This is a genomic window from Streptomyces sp. NPDC102283 (assembly GCF_044766265.1).
Lineage (GTDB): Bacteria > Actinomycetota > Actinomycetes > Streptomycetales > Streptomycetaceae > Streptomyces.
In genome coordinates, this window is sequence record NZ_JBIWLQ010000011.1 from 233,971 (window position 1) to 252,270 (window position 18,300).

An 18,300-nucleotide genomic window follows, 5' to 3' on the forward strand; every position below is an offset into this window, starting at 1 on the left:
CGGTCAGTGCCGCACCGCCGCCACCTCCGGTGGCAGGTCGTCCGGGAGCAGCAGGCGCAGATCGTCCAGACTCGGGGCGGACATCGCGCCGAGGCGGCCCGCCTGGCGTGTCATCATCGCCTCCAGGATCTGGCGGGCCGCCCGTGCGTTGCCGAAGGCGTGGTCGCGCGGCAGGGAGTCCACGTAGGCGTACAGCGCGGCGATCGTCTCCGGGGAGCAGTCGTACCCGTAGCCGGTGGCCTGCTGGGAGAGGATCTGCAACAGGTCGTCCGTGGTGTAGCTCTCGAACTCCACGGTGCGCGAGAACCGCGAGGCCAGGCCCGGGTTGGAGTCGAGGAAGCGGCGCATCTCGCGGGTGTAGCCGGCGGCGATGACCACGACCTCGTCGCGGTGGTCCTCCATCAGCTTCAGCAGCGTGTCGACCGCCTCCCGGCCGAAGTCGGAGGTCGCGCCCTCCGGCGTGAGCGTGTACGCCTCGTCGACGAACAGCACACCGCCCATGGCGCGTTCGAAGGCGTCCTTGGTCAACTGCGCGGTGTGGCCCACGTACCGGCCGACCAGATCGGCCCGTGCCACCTCGACCAACTGGCCCTTGGGCAGCACCCCGAGGGAGCGCAGCAGGTCCGCGTACAGCCGTGCGATGGTGGTCTTACCCGTACCGGGAGGCCCGGAGAAGATGAGGTGGTTGCTGATCTTCGGGGTGGGCAGCCCGGCGGCCTTGCGCTGCTTCGTCGCGGTGAGGAGGTTGACCAGCGCGGTCACCTCGTTCTTGACCGCTGTGAGACCGATCATGGAGTGCAGCTGGGCGAGGAGTTCCTCGGAGCCGGGGCCGTCGTCCGCCGGCGTGCCCGCGTCGGGCGCCACGTCCTCGGGGAGCAGGAGGGCCAGGTCGCTCTCGGCGGGATTCTTCATCGTGGCGAACCGGGACGCCTGACGGTCCACCATCTCCTCGAACACCCGGCGGGCCGCACGCCCGTTGCCGAACGTGGCGTCGCGCGGCATGCGCTCGTAGTGCCCGGCGAGCGCATCGCGGGTCTGGGGGGCGAGCTCGTAGCGGTGGCCCAGGCACATGTTCTCGGTGATGGTCACCAGCTCGTCCACCGAGTAGTTGGCGAAGTCGATGGTCCGGGTGAACCGGGAGGACAGGCCCGGGTTGGAGGAGAGGAAGCTCGCCATCTCGCCGGTGTACCCGGCGGCGATCACGGCGACGTCGTCGCGGTGGTCCTCCATCAGTTTCAGCAGCGTGTCGACCGCTTCCCGGCCGAAGTCGGCGCCGGAGCCCTTGCTGTCGGACAGCAGGGTGTACGCCTCGTCGATGAACAGCACCCCGCCCAGCGCCTCGTTGAACGCCTCGGTGGTCTTGATGGCCGTACCGCCGATCACCTGCGCGACCAGGTCGGCGCGGGAGACCTCCACGAGGTGCCCCGACCTGAGGACGCCGAGATCGGCCAGGATGCCGCCGTACAGTCGGGCCACGGTGGTCTTGCCGGTGCCGGGCGGTCCGGAGAAGACGAGATGGCGGCTGACCTGGGCGACGGGCATGCCGAGCTGGGCACGGCGCTGGTTCAGCTGGTTCAGGTTGACCAGATTGCGCACCTGGCTCTTGACCTCGGCGAGGCCGACGAGGGACTCCAGCTCCTCCAGCGGCCCCTCGGGCCCCTTCTTCGCGGCGTCGGGGCCGCCGCCCGCGACGTCCGGCGGCAGCGTGTCGCCCCAGGCGTCCGGGACCGCGTTGCCGGCGCTGTTGAGGCCCTCGATCGTGAGGCGTTCGTTGACCCGGGTCTGCCGCAGGCCCGCACCGCGGTTGTCGCGGACGGTGCAGTCGGCGACGGTGACCGGTTCCGCGCTGTCGATCCGGATGCCGTCGCCGACGCTGCCAATGACCTGCGAGGACGTGAGGGTGGCGCGGGAGCCGTTGGCGAGCAGGACGCCGTGGGCGCCGGAGTCGGTGATGTGGACGCGCAGGACGGAGAGTTCACCGCCGTTGTCCACCGTGATGCCGCCCGCCTCCGAGAACTCGACGGCGCAGTCCCGGACGGTGCCCCGTCCCTCCGTGCCGACGGAGATCGTGGTGTCCTCGGCCGCTCTCATGACCGTGTCGCGGATGTCGGGGTTGCCGCCCGAGGCGATCCGTACCGCCGAACCGCCCGCGCGGTCGATCTCGCAGTGCTCCAGCCGGCCGCGCCCGTCCTCGGCCACCTCGACACCGTTGCCACCCGGCGAGGTGATCCGAACGCGGCGCAGCAGCGGGTCGGCCCCGGTGCGGATACGGACGGCGACCCCGGCCGCGTCGCTGACGAGCAGTTCGTCGAACTCGGCGGTCGAGTCCTCCTCCAGCAGCACGGCGCCGTTCGTCTCCGCGCAGTCGCGGACCGCGCAGCCGATCAGCGTGGGTGAGCTGGAGTCGATCACCCGTATCGCCGGGGCGGCCGCTGTGTCGAACTCGCAGTGCTGGAAGGTGCCCCGGGAGCGTTCGCTGACCACCAGGCCGCTGCCCTTGGTGCGGGAGGTCCGGCAGTCGAGGAACTCGGGGTCGGCGTTCACGGCCAGCATGATGCCGGGGCCCGAGGTGTCGCTGACGGAGACGTTCTCCAGGGAGGGGCGGGCGGAGCTGGTGATGTAGACGCCGACGGAGGTGTCGTGCACCTTGGTGCGCAGGACCCGGGTACCGCTGCGGCCCTCCAGTGCGATGGACGGCTTGTCCGTCCCGGAGATGTCGCAGTCCTCCACCAGGCCCTGCGCCTCGTCCGAGGTCAGTACGCCGTTGGCGCGCGCGTCGAGGATGCGGCAGTCCCGCACCGTCGTCCGTGCCTCCGCGCCGATGACGACGCCGGAGGTGCCGAGGTTCGATATGCGGCAGCCCGCTATGACGCTGCCCGTGGGGGCGGAGTCCACGACCCCGGCGCCCTTGGGGTTGCTGACCTGGCAGTCGCGCATGGCGACCGAGCCCGACTCCCGGGCCAGCACGGCCGTCCAGCCGGAGCCGACGACCGTACAGCCGTCCATGGCGACCTGGCCGCGCGGGGCGTCGACCACCGGCAGGTCCTCGCTCCCGCCGCGCAGGGTGAGGTCGGTGAGCATGACGGCGTCGGCGACCAGGATGACGGCGGTGCCCCGGCGCGGGCAGATCTCGACGCTGCCCGGCTCCCCGTCGGCGACGATGGTGACCCGCGTCCGGACCGTGAGGTTCTCCGGGTAGCGGCCGGGGTGCACCCGGATCACCGCGCCCGTGCGTGCCTTGTCCAGGGCTTCGCTGATCGTCCGGAAGCTGTCCGGTTGGTCCGACCCGACCCTGAGCAATTGCCGTGACACGCCCGTTCCTCCTCCTTGTGGTGCCGCTGCCTGCTCTCCCGCCGGGGGCCGGAAGGAATCCGGGTCGCGTCGGGAACGTGCAGCTGTGCGCACGCGAGGAAGGCTACGGGACCGGCACCGCGATGTTCCAGGTGGGACAGGACAGTTCAGGCCGGAACCGAGAAGTGGGTGCCGCGTCCCGTGCGACGTACCGTCATCCGGTCGGCCTATCATGCGCGCCATGCCCCCTGCCGGATTTCGCCGCCGCCCACGGGCCACGGCCGTCGCCGCCGCCCTGTCGCTCACCGTGTTCCCGACCGTGCTGGTTGCCGCGGGCACCACGCCCGCCGCGGCCGATTCCGTGGGACTCCCCGTCGTGCGTTCCGTACTGGCGGAGGACGACACCTGCGTCGAGGCCTCGAAGGTGAGGGCCCGGTCCGAGCCCTGGACCCTGGGCGCGCTCGGGGCGGCCCGCGCACGGCCGCTCTCCCAGGGCGCCGGGCAGACCGTAGCCGTCGTGGACACGGGGGTCGGGGAGTCGGCCCCGGCGCTCTCCGGCCGGGTGACCGCGATCGGGGACGCGGGCAAGGACTGCGTCGGGCACGGCACGTTCGCGGCCGGCCTGATCGCGGCGGCCCCGGGCGCCGCCGCGGGGCCGGCCGGACTGGCCCCCGAGGCCCGCATCCTGGCCGTACGGGGCGCGGACGAGCGCGGTGGGTCCACGGTGGGCCAGGTCGCCGCCGGCATCCGCGAGGCGGCCGACGGGGGCGCCTCCGTCATCTACGTCGCCGCCGCCCTGGCCGACGGCAAGGCCGAGCTGACGAGGGCCGTCGCCTACGCGAGCGACAAGGACGCGCTGGTCGTGGCGCCCCTCGCCCCGGACGCGCTGCCGAGGGACGCGAAGCCCGCCGCCTGGTACTGGCCCGCCGCCGCTCCGGGGGTGATCGGTGTGACGGACTACGGCCCGGATGGGCAGCGCCCCACCAACGCGCCCGTGGTGGGCGGGGCGGACCTGGCCGCGCCCGGCGACGCGGTGGTGAGCATCGGCCCCGAGGGCTCGGGCCACTTCATCGGCTACGGGGCCTCGTTCGCCGCCGCGCACGTCGCGGGGGCGGCGGCGCAGGTACGGGCGCGCCACCCCAAGCTCTCGGCCGCCGGGACGGCGCGCCGCCTGACCGAGGCGGCCTACCCGGCGAGCCCGCCGCGCCTGGACCCGTACGCGGCCCTGACGGCCGTCCTGACGGACGAGAAGGGGGCGGTGCCCCGGACCGAGCGGGCCGAGGTCCCGCCGCCGCCCGCGGCGGAGCCCCGTACCCGCGCGCTGATCGCGGCGGGCGTGGGCGGCGGCGTGGTGCTGCTGGTCGCCGCCGGCGCGGTGGTGATCCCGCGCGGGCGGGCCCGCAACTGGCGTCCTGCGGGGAGCTGAGGGCGCTCGGGGGCTCTGCTTGGACCGTGGAGCGTGGGCGGAGCGGTTCCGGCACCCCCTGAGACGCTGCCGAGGGCCGGGGAGACCGGGACCCCGGCCTCCCCGGCCCGCCCTCGGACCGGGGAGACCCGTGCGGCCCGCCGCTCAGGACTCCTCGTCCTCCAGCACCGCCGTCTGCACCTGGATCTGCTTGCGGCGCGTCACCCGCGTACCCCGGCCCGGCGGCAGGTTGCGGCCCTTGACGCTGCCCAGGATGAAGCCCTCCGACGGCGGGCACGACAGCAGCAGCGTCGGGGTGTTGACCTCCTGCATGCGCCGCAGCATGGGCTCGCCCAGGCCCCGGCCCGCACCGGCGGCGGAGCGGGCGACGACCAGGTGCAGACCGACCTCGTAGCCGAGCGCGAGGTGGTTCAGCAGCGGGTCGAACGGCGCGTTCATCGCACTGGTGCCGAGCATGTCGTAGTCGTCCACGAGGATGAACAGCCGCGGCCCGTCCCACCAGTCGCAGGTGCGCATCCGGGCCGGGGTGATCTCCGGACCCGGTACGCGCGCCGCTACCGCCCGCGCCGCGCCGCCGATCAGCTCCTTGAGGGCGTCCATCGCCACCGCGTGGCCGAGCCGGTAGGCGTCCGGGATGGCCTCCACCAGGGTACGGCGGTAGTCCACGACCATGATCCGCGCCTCGGCCGGGGTGTACCGGTCCATGATGGCCTTGGCCGTCATCCGGAGCATGTTGGTCTTGCCGCTCTCCGTGTCCCCGACCACGATCATGTGGGGAGTCTCGGAGAAGTCGTGCCACACGGTCGACAGGCGCTCCTCCTCCAGGCCGATGGGCATCTTGAAATCGCCCTTGGGAGCCGGGAGCTCCGACAGCTTGAGCCGGGTCGGCAGCATCCGCACCTGCGGCGCGGGCGGGCCCTGCCAGCTCTCGCGGACCGCCGCCACCAGACCGGCCACCCCGTCGGAGAGGTCGTCGACGGACTCGACGCCGTCGATGCGCGGCAGCGCCGTGAGGTAGTGCAGCTTGGCGTCCCGGGTCAGGCCGCGCCCCGGCAGCCGGGGCACGGTCGCGGCGCGCCGGTTGTCGATCTCGGAGTCCATCGGGTCACCCATCCGCAGCTCCAGGTGGGTCGCGGCCTGGTCCCGGATCGCGGAGGTCACCTCCACCCAGCGGGCGGTGGTGACGATCAGGTGGATGCCGTAGTTCAGGCCGCGCGCGGCGATCGCGCCGAACGTCTGGATGTACCGGTCGAAGTCCTGGCGCACCGTCGACCAGCCGTCGATCACCAGGAACACGTCGCCGTGGTGGTGCTCCGGGAACTCCCCGGCGGCCAGCCGACGTCGGAAGTTCGCCATCGAGTCGATGCCGTTGTCCAGGAAGAACCGCTCGCGTTCCGCCAGCAGGGTCGTGACCTCGGAGATCGTACGGCCCACCCGCTCGGCGTCCAGCCGTGCGGCGACCCCGCTGACGTGCGGGAGCCCGGCCAGCCCGGCGAGCGCGCCGCCGCCGAAGTCGAGGCAGTAGAACTGGACCTCGCGCGGGGTGTGGGTGAGCGCCAGTGCGGTGATGATCGTCCGGACCATCGTGCTCTTGCCGCTCTGCGGGCCGCCCGCGATGGCGATGTGCCCGCCCCCGCCCGAGAGGTCGACGGTCAGCAGGTCGCGCAGCTGGTCGAAGGGGCGGTCGATGATGCCGAGGGGGATGATGAGCCGCCCGCGGTGCGCCGCGTCGGTCGTCAGCCCGTACTCGGGGTGCGGGGTGAGCGGCGGCAGCACCTGGTCGAGCGTGGCGGGGAGGTCCAGCGGCGGCAGCCACACCTGGTGGGCCGGCGGGCCGGCGGTCAGCAGCCGGTCCACGGCGACCGAGAGCAGGGTCTCGCCGGTCTCCTCCTGCTGCTCGGGTTCGGGCTCCGGTGTGTCGGGGAGCTGGCGCGGTACGACGTAACTGCTGGTCCACGGCACGGTCTGGCTCGCCACCCGCGCCTGGTTGGCGCTGCCGCGGCGCTGCTGGTAGGGGCCGGAGACGTAGGCGGCGCGGAACCGGGTCAGCGCCTCCACACCCGACTTGAGGAAGCCGCTGCCGGGGGCCGACGGCAACTGGTAGGCGTCGGGTACGCCGAGTACGCCGCGGCTCTCCATCGCGGAGAACGTCCGCAGACCGATCCGGTAGGAGAGGTGGCTCTCCAGCTGGTGCATGCGGCCCTCGTCCAGGCGCTGCGAGGCGAGCAGCAGGTGCACGCCGAGGGACCGGCCGAGACGGCCGATCATCACGAACAGCTCCATGAACTCGCGGTGCGCCGCCAGCAGCTCGCTGAACTCGTCGACGACGACGAACAGGCTGGGCAGCGGCTCCAGCGGGACGCCCGATGCGCGAGCCTTCTCGTAGTCCAGCGCGGAGGTGTAGTTGCCCGCCGAACGCAGCAGCTCCTGCCGCCGCATCAGCTCACCGTGCAGGGCGTCCTGCATACGGCCGACCAGCGCCGCCTCGCCCGCCAGGTTGGTGATGACGGCGGAGGTGTGCGGGAGGTCCTCGAGCCCCAGGAAGGTGGCGCCGCCCTTGAAGTCGACCAGGACGAAGTTGAGCGTCTCCGAGGAGTTCGTCAGGGCGAGCGAGAGGACCAGGGTCCGCAGGAGCTCGCTCTTGCCGGAGCCGGTGGCGCCGATCAGCATGCCGTGCGGCCCGGTGCCGCCCTGGGCCGACTCCTTGATGTCCAGCATGACCGGCTCGCCGTCCGCGCCGACCGCGATCGGCACCTTGAGGCGGTTGGGGCCGGTGTGCTGCTGCCACAGCGTGTTCGGGTCATGGCGGTGCAGGTCGGGAATGCTCAGCAGCGTGGTCAGTTCCACGTTGGCGGAGAGCGGCTCGGAGGAGTCCGAAGCCGAGCCCAGGCCCATGCGGTACGGGGCGAGCCGCCGGGCGAGCGACACCGCGCCCGTGAGCCCGAAGGTGTCGGGCCGGCCGAGCCGGGTGATCTGCTCCTTGCGCTCGCGGTCGGTGCGCACCAGGCCGAGTTCGCCCTCGTCGACCGTGAAGCGCAGAGTGATGCGGCCGGGGCGCCAGGAAAGCGCGCCGCTGAGGTCCAGGACGACCGTGTTGCGGAAGCCGGGACCGTCGAGCCGGTGGCCCGCCGGAACGACCCCGCCGTCCACGACGATCACGGTGAACGGCTCCTCGCGTCCGGGCACCGCGTCCGGGTCGAACTGCGGCCGCTCCATGAACTCGGCGCCGAGGAGGTTCTCCAGCTCGCCCCAGGCGGAGACGGTCATCCGGGTCGGGCCCGCGCCGTCGGTGTCGTGCGGGTGGAGGCTGTGCGGGAGCCACTTCGTCCACTCCCAGTGCGCGCGCCGCTCGTCGGAGACGCAGAAGGCGATCCACACGTCGTCCGGCGAGTGGAAGGTGGCCAACTGGGCGAGCAGCGCCCGCGCCAGGGAACGTATCCGCTCCTCGTCTCCCTGGAACAGCACGCGGGCCCAGGCGCGCAGGTAGATCGCGATGGGCTGTTCCGGCACCGTCGAGTACGCGCGGATGAAGCTACGCAACGCGTGCGCGCTGAGCGGCTCCAGGTCCTCCACGGGGTTCGTCGAGCTCGACGTCAGCTTCAGGCCCAGCTTCTGTTCGCCGACGGCCATCCGGATCTCGCCGAAGTCCTCGTCCCGGGGGCGCCGCTCCCACAGCCGGGTGGTGCCGGTCATCGACCACAGGGCGGCGGGCTCGGGGTGCCGCCACGCCAGGGCCAGCTGCTGGTCCACGACCGCGCCGCGCACCTTGCGCCGGATCTGGGTGAGGTAGCGCAGGTAGTCCCGGCGCTCGCCCTTGAGCTTCTGCTTGCGCTCCGCCGCCCGGCGCATGAACTGGCCGATGAACATCGCGGCGGCGCCGAGGACCATCAGGCCCAGGGCGATGTAGATGAACCCTCCGGAACCCCGGGTCATACCGGGGCGCATGAACATGAACATCATCGAGACCGACATCAGTGCCATGGGCAGGTACGTCCACACGGCGGAGGTGTCGGGCACCGTCTCGGGGAGGATCGGCGGTTCCTGGAGATTCAGCTCCCCGTCGGGCATCTCCGGGCCCCGGCGTCGGGCCGGGCGGCGGAACAGGATCACACTCAAGGAACCGTCTCCTTCGGGGACATGGGGGGAGAGCGGGCCGAACGGCTTCGCAGGGCGCGCCGCGTGCCGCCGTCGACCGGGCCGGGACGCGGACGGGCCTTCGCCGTGCACGCACCCTACGCCGCGCCCCGGCCCGAGCCGAAAGCCCGCCCGGGGGCTCCCGCGGTGGGCGGGAGGGGGCCGGACCGCCGTGTCACAGTTCTGCTGCATCACGGCGTCGGGGCAGGATCCGCGCGGCCGTTCGCGCCGCCGGAAGAGCGCAAACGGAAGCGCTTCCCGGCCGAACGGGCGCCTGCGGAGCCTTCCCCCGCCCGGACGGGCATACGCGGAACGGCTTTTCCGGACGGACGGGCACACGCGGAGCTATTTCCCGGCCGAAACCGCGCATGCCGAACCGCCCTTCGTGCCCGTACGGCCGAACGTGCCGCAATTCGCCGGACGCGGACGGCCGTTTCGTATTCCGTTGCGCGGGCCACGTGGCCCAGACTAGGCCGCTGATATTACGATCGCCGTATCGGTCGTCAACAACCGTCGCCGTCACACGGTTTGGAACCGCCCACCGAAGCAGGGTGTTCACCGGTCCGCCGGCCCCTGTTCCCCCGCCCGTTCTCAGCCGTAACCGGAGAAGCGTGAGCCATCCCGATGACTGACACTCAGGTGGCCGAGCTGTGCCGTCTGACGGTACGAGCTCCTGCCAGGAGCATCGATCTCGCCGTGCCCGCCGACGTCCCCGTCGCGGACCTGCTGCCCGCCGTGCTCGGCTACGCGGGCGACAACCTCGAAGAAGCCGGTATCGACCACGGCGGCTGGGTCCTCCAGCGGCTCGGCGGCGAGCCCCTGGACGAGGAACTCACCCTCGACTCCTACGGGCTGCGGGACGGCGACACCCTCTACCTCCGGCCGCGCGCCGAGGCTCTGCCCGAGGTGCACCTCGACGACCTGGTCGACGGCATCGCCACCACGATGCGCGACCACCCCTTCGGCTGGACCCCCAAGGTGAGCCGCTGGGTGCTCCTCGGCATCGTTGTCGCGGTCCTCGTCGGCGGCGTTCTGGTGATCGCCTGGCCCGGCGGCTCCTCGCTGTCCCGGTCCGTCTTCGCCACCGCGGCCGGCCTCCTCCTGCTCGCGGGGGCGGGAGCGGCGAGCAGGGCGGTCGGGGACGCGGGCGCCGGAGCCGCGCTCGGCTTCATGGTCGGGCCCTACCTGGCGCTGGCCGGCTGGCTGCTGCCCGGCGGGGAACTCGCCGGGCCGCACGCCTACGAGACCCTGGGGGCCCGGCTGCTCGCGGCCAGTGCGGCGATGGCCGGCGGGGCGGTCCTCGCGCTTGCGGTCGTGGCCGCGTTCGCCGCCCTCTTCCTGAGCGTCGCCGTCGTCTCGCTCTTCGCCGCCGTCGCCGCCGTCCTGCTCCTCACCACGGACCTGGCGCCGGTGCACGCCGCCGGAATCCTCGCCGTACTCGCGGTGGTCCTGGGGGCGTTCGTCCCCTCGCTCGCCTTCCGGATGTCCGGGATGCGGATGCCTCCGCTGCCGACCAACGCCCAGCAGTTGCAGGAGGGCATCGAGCCGCACGCCGCCTCCGCGGTCTCGGCCCGCGCCATCCTCGCCGACGGCTGGATGACGTCGCTCTACGGAGCGGTGGGCCTGGTCGGCGCCGCGTGCGTGGCCATCCTGGCCCGGGAGCGTGAGCTGGCCGAGATCATCATGACGGTGGCGCTGTGCCTGCTGCTCGTCCTGCACGCCCGAGGCCTCGGCAACATCTGGCAGCGCATGTCCCTGGTGGCCCCGGGGATCTTCGGGCTGCTCCTGCTGGTGCTGGTCGCCGCCCCCGCCGCGTCCCCGGGCAACCGTCTGGTCACGGCCGCGGGGCTGCTCGCGGCTGCCGCCGCGGTCGCCATCGCCGCCTGGACCGTGCCCGGCCGCCGGCTCGTCCCGTACTGGGGCCGCGCGGGCGAACTGCTCCACTCGGCCCTCGCGATCGCCGTGCTGCCACTCGCCCTGTGGGTGCTCGGCGTGTACGGCGCCCTGCGGGCCATCAACGCCTGACCTGAAGGGAGAACCGCTGCCGTGCAGTCGAAACGCGACCAGGTCCAGGCCCACATGTTCGTCATGGGCCGGCTGACCTCCGGCATGCTCCGCGCCGACCCCGACGCCCCGGAGAGCCCGCAGGGGCGCACCAACCGGGGCGTGGTGATCGGCATCGTGATCGCCGTCCTGCTGTCGGCCGGCTCCTTCGTCCTCGGCCTCCTCAAGCCCGGCACCAAGGACTCCTGGCGGGCCGCCGGAACCCTCGTCGTCAACAAGGACACCGGGTCCCGCTACCTCTACCTGGACGGGCGGCTGCGTCCGGTGCGCAACTACGCGTCGGCGCGGCTGCTCGCGGGCGCCGACATGAAGGCGGTCGCGGTCGGCTCGAAGTCCCTGAGCGGTACGCCGCACGGGGCGCCCATCGGCATCAGCGGCGCCCCGGACGCCCTGCCCGGGAGCGCGGACCTGGACACGGGTCCCTGGCAGGTCTGTTCGGGCAGCGGAACCGGAAGGACCGGCACCACCGTCGCGGTGGGCCTGCCGGCGGACGCCGCCGGGCTGCCCACCGACCAGGCCATGCTCGTCACGGGGCCGGACAAGGCCGACTACCTGGTCTGGCGCGGCAGCAAGCTGCTGATCGACGAGGACACCCGCGCCCGCGAGGCCCTCGGCTACGCCTCCACCTCCCGGCTGCCCGTCTCCGCCGCCTTCCTGAACGCCCTGCCCTCGGGACCCGACCTGCGCCCGCCGAACGTACCGGGCAAGGGAAAGAAGGGCCCCGCGCTCGGCGGCGGGGAGTCCCGGGTCGGCCAGGTCTTCCGGGTCACCGTCCCGGGCTCCGCCGACCGCTACTACCTGCTGCGCCAGGAGGGCCTGACCCCGCTCACCGCGACCGGGGCCGCGCTGGTGCTCGGCGACCCGGAGACCCGCGAGAAGGTGTACGGGGGAGGCGCGGCGAAGGTCGTGACGCTGGGCGCGGACGCGTTGAGCGGCCGGCTGGCCCCCGGTGCGGGGACCGGCGCGGAGGAGGCGAACCTGCCCCCGGAGCCGCCGGAGGCGGTGGCCCTTGGCGAGGACCGCACCGTATGCATCCGGGTCCAGCCCAGTGAGCGCGGACCGCGCGTCAGCGTGGCGCTGACCGGGACGGGCACCCTGGGTCCCGCCGCCCAGGCGCCGCCCGAGGGCCTGACCCCGGCCTGCATGCCGGTCGGCTCGATCAGCGTGCGGCCGGGCGGCGGATCCCTGGTGCGGGCGCTCGGGGCGAGCGGGAGCACGGTCGGCACCACCGTCTACCTGGTGACCGACACCGGGATGAAGTACCGGGTCGGCACCGCCGACGGCCTCGCCGCCCTCGGCTACAGCGAGGGCCAGGCGCGAGGGCTCCCGGCACCGCTGCTGGCCATGCTGCCGACGGGGCCGGACCTCACCAAGGAGGCTGCCGCCCTGGGCCGGAACACGAACACGACCCCACGCTGCAACCGGACGTGAGGGCCCGGCGGATGGTTGTACCGGAGGAGGTGAAATTCTTGTGACCCGGCTGATAAACGCTCGTGTCGTGACAACCGGAGGAGGTGATCCACCGTCCTCCTCCCCGGAGGGATCCGCCAATACCGTTTCCGACGGCGGGCATTGCCCGTGCGGGCCCGGGGAAACAGATCCATTCGGAAGATGATTCCGCAAGGGGCCCACCTCAGATCCAGATCAAATCTCCTTCGCGAATCACCCCAAAAGCGGGGCCGGGGTCGAGAAGATGACGCAAGCCATTGAATCCTCAACACCCCTTTCCTTAGGCTCCGTTCGTCCAGACCATTCGGGCGCCGGTCTTCCGGCCGCGCCCGGCCAGGCACCGCGCCGCGCGGGAACCGGAATCCGGCGGCGCGACACATCAGGAGGCGCAGCAACATGGCAGGTACGGGCGCACAGCAGTCACTGGCGTCATCCACCCAGAACGGTGTCACCGCACTGGAGATGGCTTTCACCGGCGTTCAGAGCAGCCGCCAGGACGTCGAGAACATGAAGCACAACCTCGCCTCCGGCTACGCCGGCAGCGACGGTGGCGCGTTCCAGAAGCTGCTCGACCGGTGGGACCAGCAGGCGGAGATCATCTCCAGCAACCTCCGCGACATGATCACGACGCTGGAGGAGACCATGCGCGCGCAGGGCATCCAGCAGAACAACTCGAACGACTCGATCCAGCAGGCGTTCAACCGCTCCGAGGAGATCTTCAACGCGCTCGCCGGCTCCACCGCGGGCCGCTGACCACTCCTCCGGTAACCGGGAGCCCTGACGGGCGACCGGGCCCCGCGCACCACAGACCCTGACGCACCTGCCGTGAGACGAGGAAGACCATGACCCCCCCGCTTGACTTCACCGACGGCCAGATCTACGTCGACTACGGCCACATGGAGAACGCCGCCGACGACATGGTCCAGCAGACCAAGGCGATCGACAGCATCCTCACCAACCTGGAAGCCGAACTCCAGGAGCTCCAGCGCAGCTGGGAAGGTGAGGACAAGGCGGTGTACGCCGAGAAGCAGGCCTCCTGGAACAACGCGGTCGAGGAGATGAAGCGCATCCTCGCCGAGCACTCGGCGCTGCTGACCGACGTCTCGGGCAGCTACAAGTACAGCGAGAACTCCCTGAAGTCGCTCTGGGAGAGCGTGCGCATCGGCAGCTGACCCGAGGGCGGCACGCCCCTGGTCCTTCCCGGGCGGCCGTTCGCGTGTGTCCCTCCCGCGCCCGGCCGCCCGCCGCAGTCGGGGTGGCGCGCCGTCCGCCCGCGGCCCCAGCGGGCCGCGGGCGGACGGCGCACCGGCCCCGTGAGCCCCTGGACATCCCGGAAGACTGGAGAAGTGCGACATGGCGGAAGCACCCGCACTCAATCTCAACAAGGCGTGGTTGCAGAGCTTCCTCGACAACGACCTCGTCCCGTTCCTCGCCGAGGTCAAGAAGATGCGGGAGGACGGCACGACGACCGACGGGAAGACCGTGCCCGGGATCCCCACGCTGCAGGGCGGTGAGGACGGGTCCGCGACCGCGGCCGGATTCCACGACGGGCAGGCGAAGCCGCTCGCGATCGGGACGATGGCGGGCGACGACAAGGGCCGCACCAACGGCGGCTACCTGGTCAAAAGCCTGAACGGGCTGATCGACCAGCTCGACGACATCCTCAAGCTCCAGGTCGAACTCTTCGAGCAGATCGAGGAGGACCTGGAGGACACCATCGAGGAGCTCTTCAAGACCCAGGACGGCAACCTGGAGAAGATCGACGGCAAGGACATGATCGACTTCTTCGAGGGCGTGGACGAGGTGCTCTCCGAATCCGCCGGCGGCTCGAACAACGACGAGGACGACTGACCTTCGTCGTGGTCGGCCGGTAGCCCCGGCCGGCGCTCCTTTGCACGCCCGCGGTCCGGCGGACCGTACCCCCGCCCGTCCTCCTGTCTCCCCTGACGAAAAGGCATTCCGGCATGGCGCTCGACTCCAGCAAGGTCACCGACGATCTCGGCGGTTCCAACGACCAGTGGGCCGAGGCCGTCGGCTTCTTCACGGGCTACAAGGCGCCGGACCGCAACACCCTGTTCGACACGCTCGTCGGCAACGAGGGCATCCCCCTGATGAAGGTGGAGATCTCCGACGTGGGTTACGTCGACTACGTCGACACCGAGGACATGAACTGGCTCTACGAGAACGCCGGTTCCGACATCAAGAACACCGACTTCGTCATCCCCTTCTACCACTCCAAGGGGGGCGCGGGCTCCGACGTGTCGATGTACAAGGCGCGCATCACCCTGCTCGGCAGCAAGGGGGACGGCCGGATACCGAGTCAGGGGTACCAGGAGGGCGGGCAGTTCTCCAGCTCCATGGACGGTCACCTGGGGATGGACGGCAAGCCGACCTGGGACACCACCTTCACCTCGCGCTACGCCTACGGCACCGGGCTCGCGCTGGAGGAGCTGCTCAACAACCCGTCGCAGGGCACCTACGGGTTCACCTGGAACACCCTCCCCGTCGACGACCCCGACTCCGTGACCCTCGACAACTTCGACACGGTGGCCGGGGCCTTCGACCGGGTCGCCGCGTTCTTCTCGTCCCAGCAGAAGGTCGTGGAGGAGTGGCAGAGCCGGCTCGGCACGGAGAAGGACAAGGCGTGGCGGGGCAAGGCCGCCGGTGTCTTCTGGGACCTCATCAACAAGATCAACGAGCAGTACTCGGACTACGCCGACGACATGAAGCCCGGCGGGGGCGGCACCGTCGGGTCCAAGCAGGGCGACGAGATCCGGCAGGCGCGGAAGGACTTCCGAGAAGCGGTCTCGGATCTCCACAGCGTCTGGGCGAAGTGGCAGTGGCAGTACGGCAACCCGCTCGTGGTGCTGCACACCCTGCTCTCCGCGATCATGGAGCACGCCTGGGACCACAACATCACGAAGATCACGTACGAGATCGAGACCTACGGGACGTACGGCGGCGGCTACGGCACCACCACGAACTACATCTCGGAAGACGGCTTCAGCAACCAGGCCGCGATCGACAAGATCACCGGCACGGGCGACATGGCGCTGACCGTCGAGCCCGAGGACTTCGGTGAGCTCAAGGAGCTCGACACCTGGGTGAAGGTCGGCAACAAGGCCCTCCTCATGTGGAAGCAGACCGTCGAGGACAACCTCGACAAGGCGGCGGTCGCGGCCATGACGAAGGTGCGCGACAGCTGGAGCAACAGCCAGTTCGAGCTGGGAACGGTGAAGTCGCGGGGGACCAGCGGCACGCTGGAGTCCGACTACAAGGAGGAGAAGGCCGAACTCGCCGAGGAGAAGGCGGAGGCCGACGCCGCCGCGGCCAAGGCCGCGGCAGAGGAAGCCGCCCGGAAGCAGGAAGAGTTCATCCAGTGGCAGAAGGACCAGGCCGCCAAGGCCGAGGCGGAGCGGAAGAAGGAGAAGGAGGAGGCCGAGCGCAAGGCGGCCGAGGCCAAGGCGGAAGCCGAGCGCAAGGAGAAGGAAGCCAAGGCGGAGGCCGAGGCCAAGGAGAAGGAGGCCGAGGCCAAGGCAGCCGCCAAGGAGGCCGAGCAGGAGGCGGAGCAGGAGGCCAAGGAGAAGGAGGCCGAGGCCAAGGCGGCGGAGCAGGAGGCCAAGGCGGAGGCGAAGGAGGCCGAGGCCAAGGCCGAGCAGGAGGCCAAGGAGAAGGAGGCCGAGCAGAAGCAGGCCGAACAGGAGGCCAAGCAGGAACAGCTCCGGGCCGAGCAGGAGGCCAAGCAGGAGCAGGTCCGCAAGGAGCAGGAGGCCAAGCAGGCCGAGGCCCAGGCTCGTGCGGAGAACATGCAGATGATGCAGATGAACCAGGCGAAGACCCAGCAGGAGGAGGCGAAGAAGGAGCAGGAGGCCAAGGAGGCCCAGGCCAGGGCCGAGCAGGAGGCGAAGGAGGCCGAGGCCAAGGCCGAGCAGGAGGCCAAGGAGAAGGAGGCCGAGCAGAAGCAGGCGGAGCAGGAGGCCAAGCAGGAGGCGAAGGAGGCCGAGGCCAAGGCCGAGCAAGCGGCCAAGGAGAAGGAGGCGGAGCAGAAGCAGGCCGAGGCCGAGCAGAAGCAGGACCGCATCCGCGAGGAGCAGGAAGCCAAGCAGGACCGGCTCCGCGAGGAGCAGGAAGCCAAGCAGGACGAGGTCCGGTCCGAGCAGGAGGCCAGGCAGAAGGAAGCCGAGGCCAAGCAGGACGAAGTCCGGCAGGAGCAGGAGCGCAGGCAGGCCGAGGCGGAGTCCAAGCTCGACAGCTCCCGGCGGGACCTCTTCGGCAACGGCGACATCCCCGACCTGTCGTCCACCACCATCAGCGGCCCCGTCAACGACGGCCCGCTCGAACTCCCCGGCGGCGGTGAGTCGCGGCTCGACGCGGACGGCCGCGTGATCACCGAATATCCCGACGGCTCCAAGGTCACGATCGACCCGGACACCCACTCCTCGACCATCACCCGGCCCGACGGCTCCGTCATCTCCGGTCCGCTCAACACCGGGGACCTCCTGTCCAACCCCGGCGGCAGCGTCACGCACCTGGACCCCGGCGGCAACGTGGTCACGGAGTTCCCTGACGGCTCCACCCAGACCATCAACCCGGACACCGGAACCACCACCGTCACCCGGCCCGACGGCTCGACCGTCTCCGGCTACCTGGACGAGTCCGGCCCGTCCCGCTTCGAATCCGGCCAGCTCAACAACGGCTCCCTCAATCTCGGTTCCTTCGGCGACGGACTCTCCGGCCACACGCCCCCCTCGTACGACCCCGCCTCCTACGAGGAGGAACTGTTCGACGACAAGCCCTACGAGTCGCCCCTGGCGGGCACCGGGGCGTCCGACGGGTCGAGCACGCCGAGCCACAACCGTCCGCTCCTGAACAGCGGGCCGTTCCCCGGCCCCAGCAGCTACGGCGGGGGCGAAGGCGGCGGCAGCGGTGCCCCGATGGGCGGCTCCCCGATGGGCGGCGGCATGGGCGGCGGTATGGGTGGCGGTATGGGCGGCGGCGGAGGAGGCCAGTCGGACTCCGGTGAGCGCGTCCGCAACGTCATCGACGGTTCGGTCTCCCGGAACCGCCGCGCGCGGCCGGGGGCCCCGGTTCCCGGTTCGGGCGGGCGGTACGCCGACGACGAGGTACGGGTGGCCGCCGGCGGCCCGACCGCCGGCAGCTCCCCCTTCCTCCCGCCGATGGCCGGCGGCGCCCCGGGCGGGGGCGGCGCGCCCGGCCAGACAGCGACCCAGAGCGGTGAACGCACCCGCGACTCCTGGGTGCCGGAGGACGAGGACGTCTGGGGCACCGACGAAGGCGGCGCACCGGCGGTGATCGGACGCTAGAGAGCGTTGCGCCGGTCACGGCGGATACCGCGCGGGAGCGGTAGGAGACGGTTGCGGCCGCCTCGGACACCGTTCAGGCGCGGGGGAGTTCGTAGCACGCACACGCGTACGACAGAATGGTATACGCGCAGGTGGAAGGGCGACTGTTGAGCGACTCGATGGAGAACAAGCTGGCCGAGGCCATGGCCGAACTCTCGGCTGTGCAGGAGGCGGTGGCACGCGCCGAGGGTGAACTCGGCCAGTCCTCGGCGACGGCCCGGTCACGGGACCGCGCGGTGGAGGTGACGGTCGGCCCGCAGGGCGAGCTGACGGGGCTGAAGTTCCCGGACAACCGGCACCGGTCCATGACGGGCCCTCAGCTCGCCGCCTCGATCATGGAGGCGGTGCAGGAGGGCCGCTCGGAGATGGCCCGCAAGGTGATGGACGCCTTCGAGCCGCTGACCCGGACCACGGGCCGGGCCACGGGCATCAGAGGCATCGACATCGACTGGGACCGGGCCTTCGGCTCGGCCCTGGAGGACTCGCACGGCGGCGGGAGGCGTTCGTTGGCCCGCCTGCACGACGAGATCCACGAGGACTGACGTAGGACCACCGGACGAGAGGGAGGCATTC

The 18,300-nt window shown here is 71.5% G+C and carries 10 protein-coding genes; 8 read left to right on the forward strand and 2 right to left on the reverse strand.

Translation table 11 applies throughout. The features are described 5' to 3' along the window. Window positions 1-3 precede the first annotated feature (3 nt). On the reverse strand, window positions 4-3,312 hold the full coding sequence (locus ACIRJT_RS23055; protein ID WP_403911945.1) for a right-handed parallel beta-helix repeat-containing protein: 3,309 nt from the start codon (window positions 3,310-3,312) through the stop codon (window positions 4-6). A 220-nt stretch (window positions 3,313-3,532) separates the two neighbouring features. Between ACIRJT_RS23055 and ACIRJT_RS23060 the strand changes: the two genes are divergently transcribed. Further along, the gene (locus ACIRJT_RS23060; RefSeq protein ID WP_403911948.1) at window positions 3,533-4,717 is read left to right on the forward strand and encodes a S8 family serine peptidase; all 1,185 of its coding nucleotides are present in this window, start codon (window positions 3,533-3,535) and stop codon (window positions 4,715-4,717) included. A gap of 144 nt (window positions 4,718-4,861) precedes the next feature. Here ACIRJT_RS23060 and eccCa read toward each other — a convergent pair whose 3' ends face one another. Continuing rightward, a complete protein-coding gene (gene eccCa, locus ACIRJT_RS23065; RefSeq protein WP_403912050.1) occupies window positions 4,862-8,827 on the reverse strand; it encodes a type VII secretion protein EccCa in 3,966 nt (1,321 codons plus the stop codon). A 648-nt stretch (window positions 8,828-9,475) separates the two neighbouring features. Here eccCa and eccD point away from each other — a divergent pair. From eccD to ACIRJT_RS23100, 7 genes are all read left to right on the forward strand, one after another. Continuing rightward, window positions 9,476-10,876: a type VII secretion integral membrane protein EccD gene (eccD, locus tag ACIRJT_RS23070; protein WP_403911951.1), complete on the forward strand. Its 1,401-nt coding sequence runs from the start codon at window positions 9,476-9,478 to the stop codon at window positions 10,874-10,876. Between the two features lie 21 nt (window positions 10,877-10,897). After that, a complete protein-coding gene (gene eccB, locus ACIRJT_RS23075) occupies window positions 10,898-12,346 on the forward strand; it encodes a type VII secretion protein EccB (RefSeq protein WP_403911954.1) in 1,449 nt (482 codons plus the stop codon). A gap of 414 nt (window positions 12,347-12,760) precedes the next feature. After that, window positions 12,761-13,117 (forward strand): hypothetical protein, encoded by a 357-nt coding sequence (locus ACIRJT_RS23080; protein ID WP_215108014.1) that lies wholly within the window; start codon window positions 12,761-12,763, stop codon window positions 13,115-13,117. A gap of 89 nt (window positions 13,118-13,206) precedes the next feature. Next, window positions 13,207-13,536 (forward strand): WXG100 family type VII secretion target, encoded by a 330-nt coding sequence (locus ACIRJT_RS23085; protein WP_010064394.1) that lies wholly within the window; start codon window positions 13,207-13,209, stop codon window positions 13,534-13,536. A 181-nt stretch (window positions 13,537-13,717) separates the two neighbouring features. After that, a complete protein-coding gene (locus ACIRJT_RS23090; RefSeq protein ID WP_403911958.1) occupies window positions 13,718-14,215 on the forward strand; it encodes a type VII secretion system-associated protein in 498 nt (165 codons plus the stop codon). 113 nt (window positions 14,216-14,328) lie between these two features. After that, window positions 14,329-17,688 carry an AAWKG family protein gene (locus ACIRJT_RS23095; RefSeq protein WP_403911961.1) on the forward strand — a complete coding sequence of 1,120 codons (3,360 nt, stop codon included), beginning with the start codon at window positions 14,329-14,331 and terminating at the stop codon, window positions 17,686-17,688. A gap of 146 nt (window positions 17,689-17,834) precedes the next feature. Next, window positions 17,835-18,269 carry a YbaB/EbfC family nucleoid-associated protein gene (locus ACIRJT_RS23100; protein ID WP_403911963.1) on the forward strand — a complete coding sequence of 145 codons (435 nt, stop codon included), beginning with the start codon at window positions 17,835-17,837 and terminating at the stop codon, window positions 18,267-18,269. Window positions 18,270-18,300: the final 31 nt, after the last annotated feature.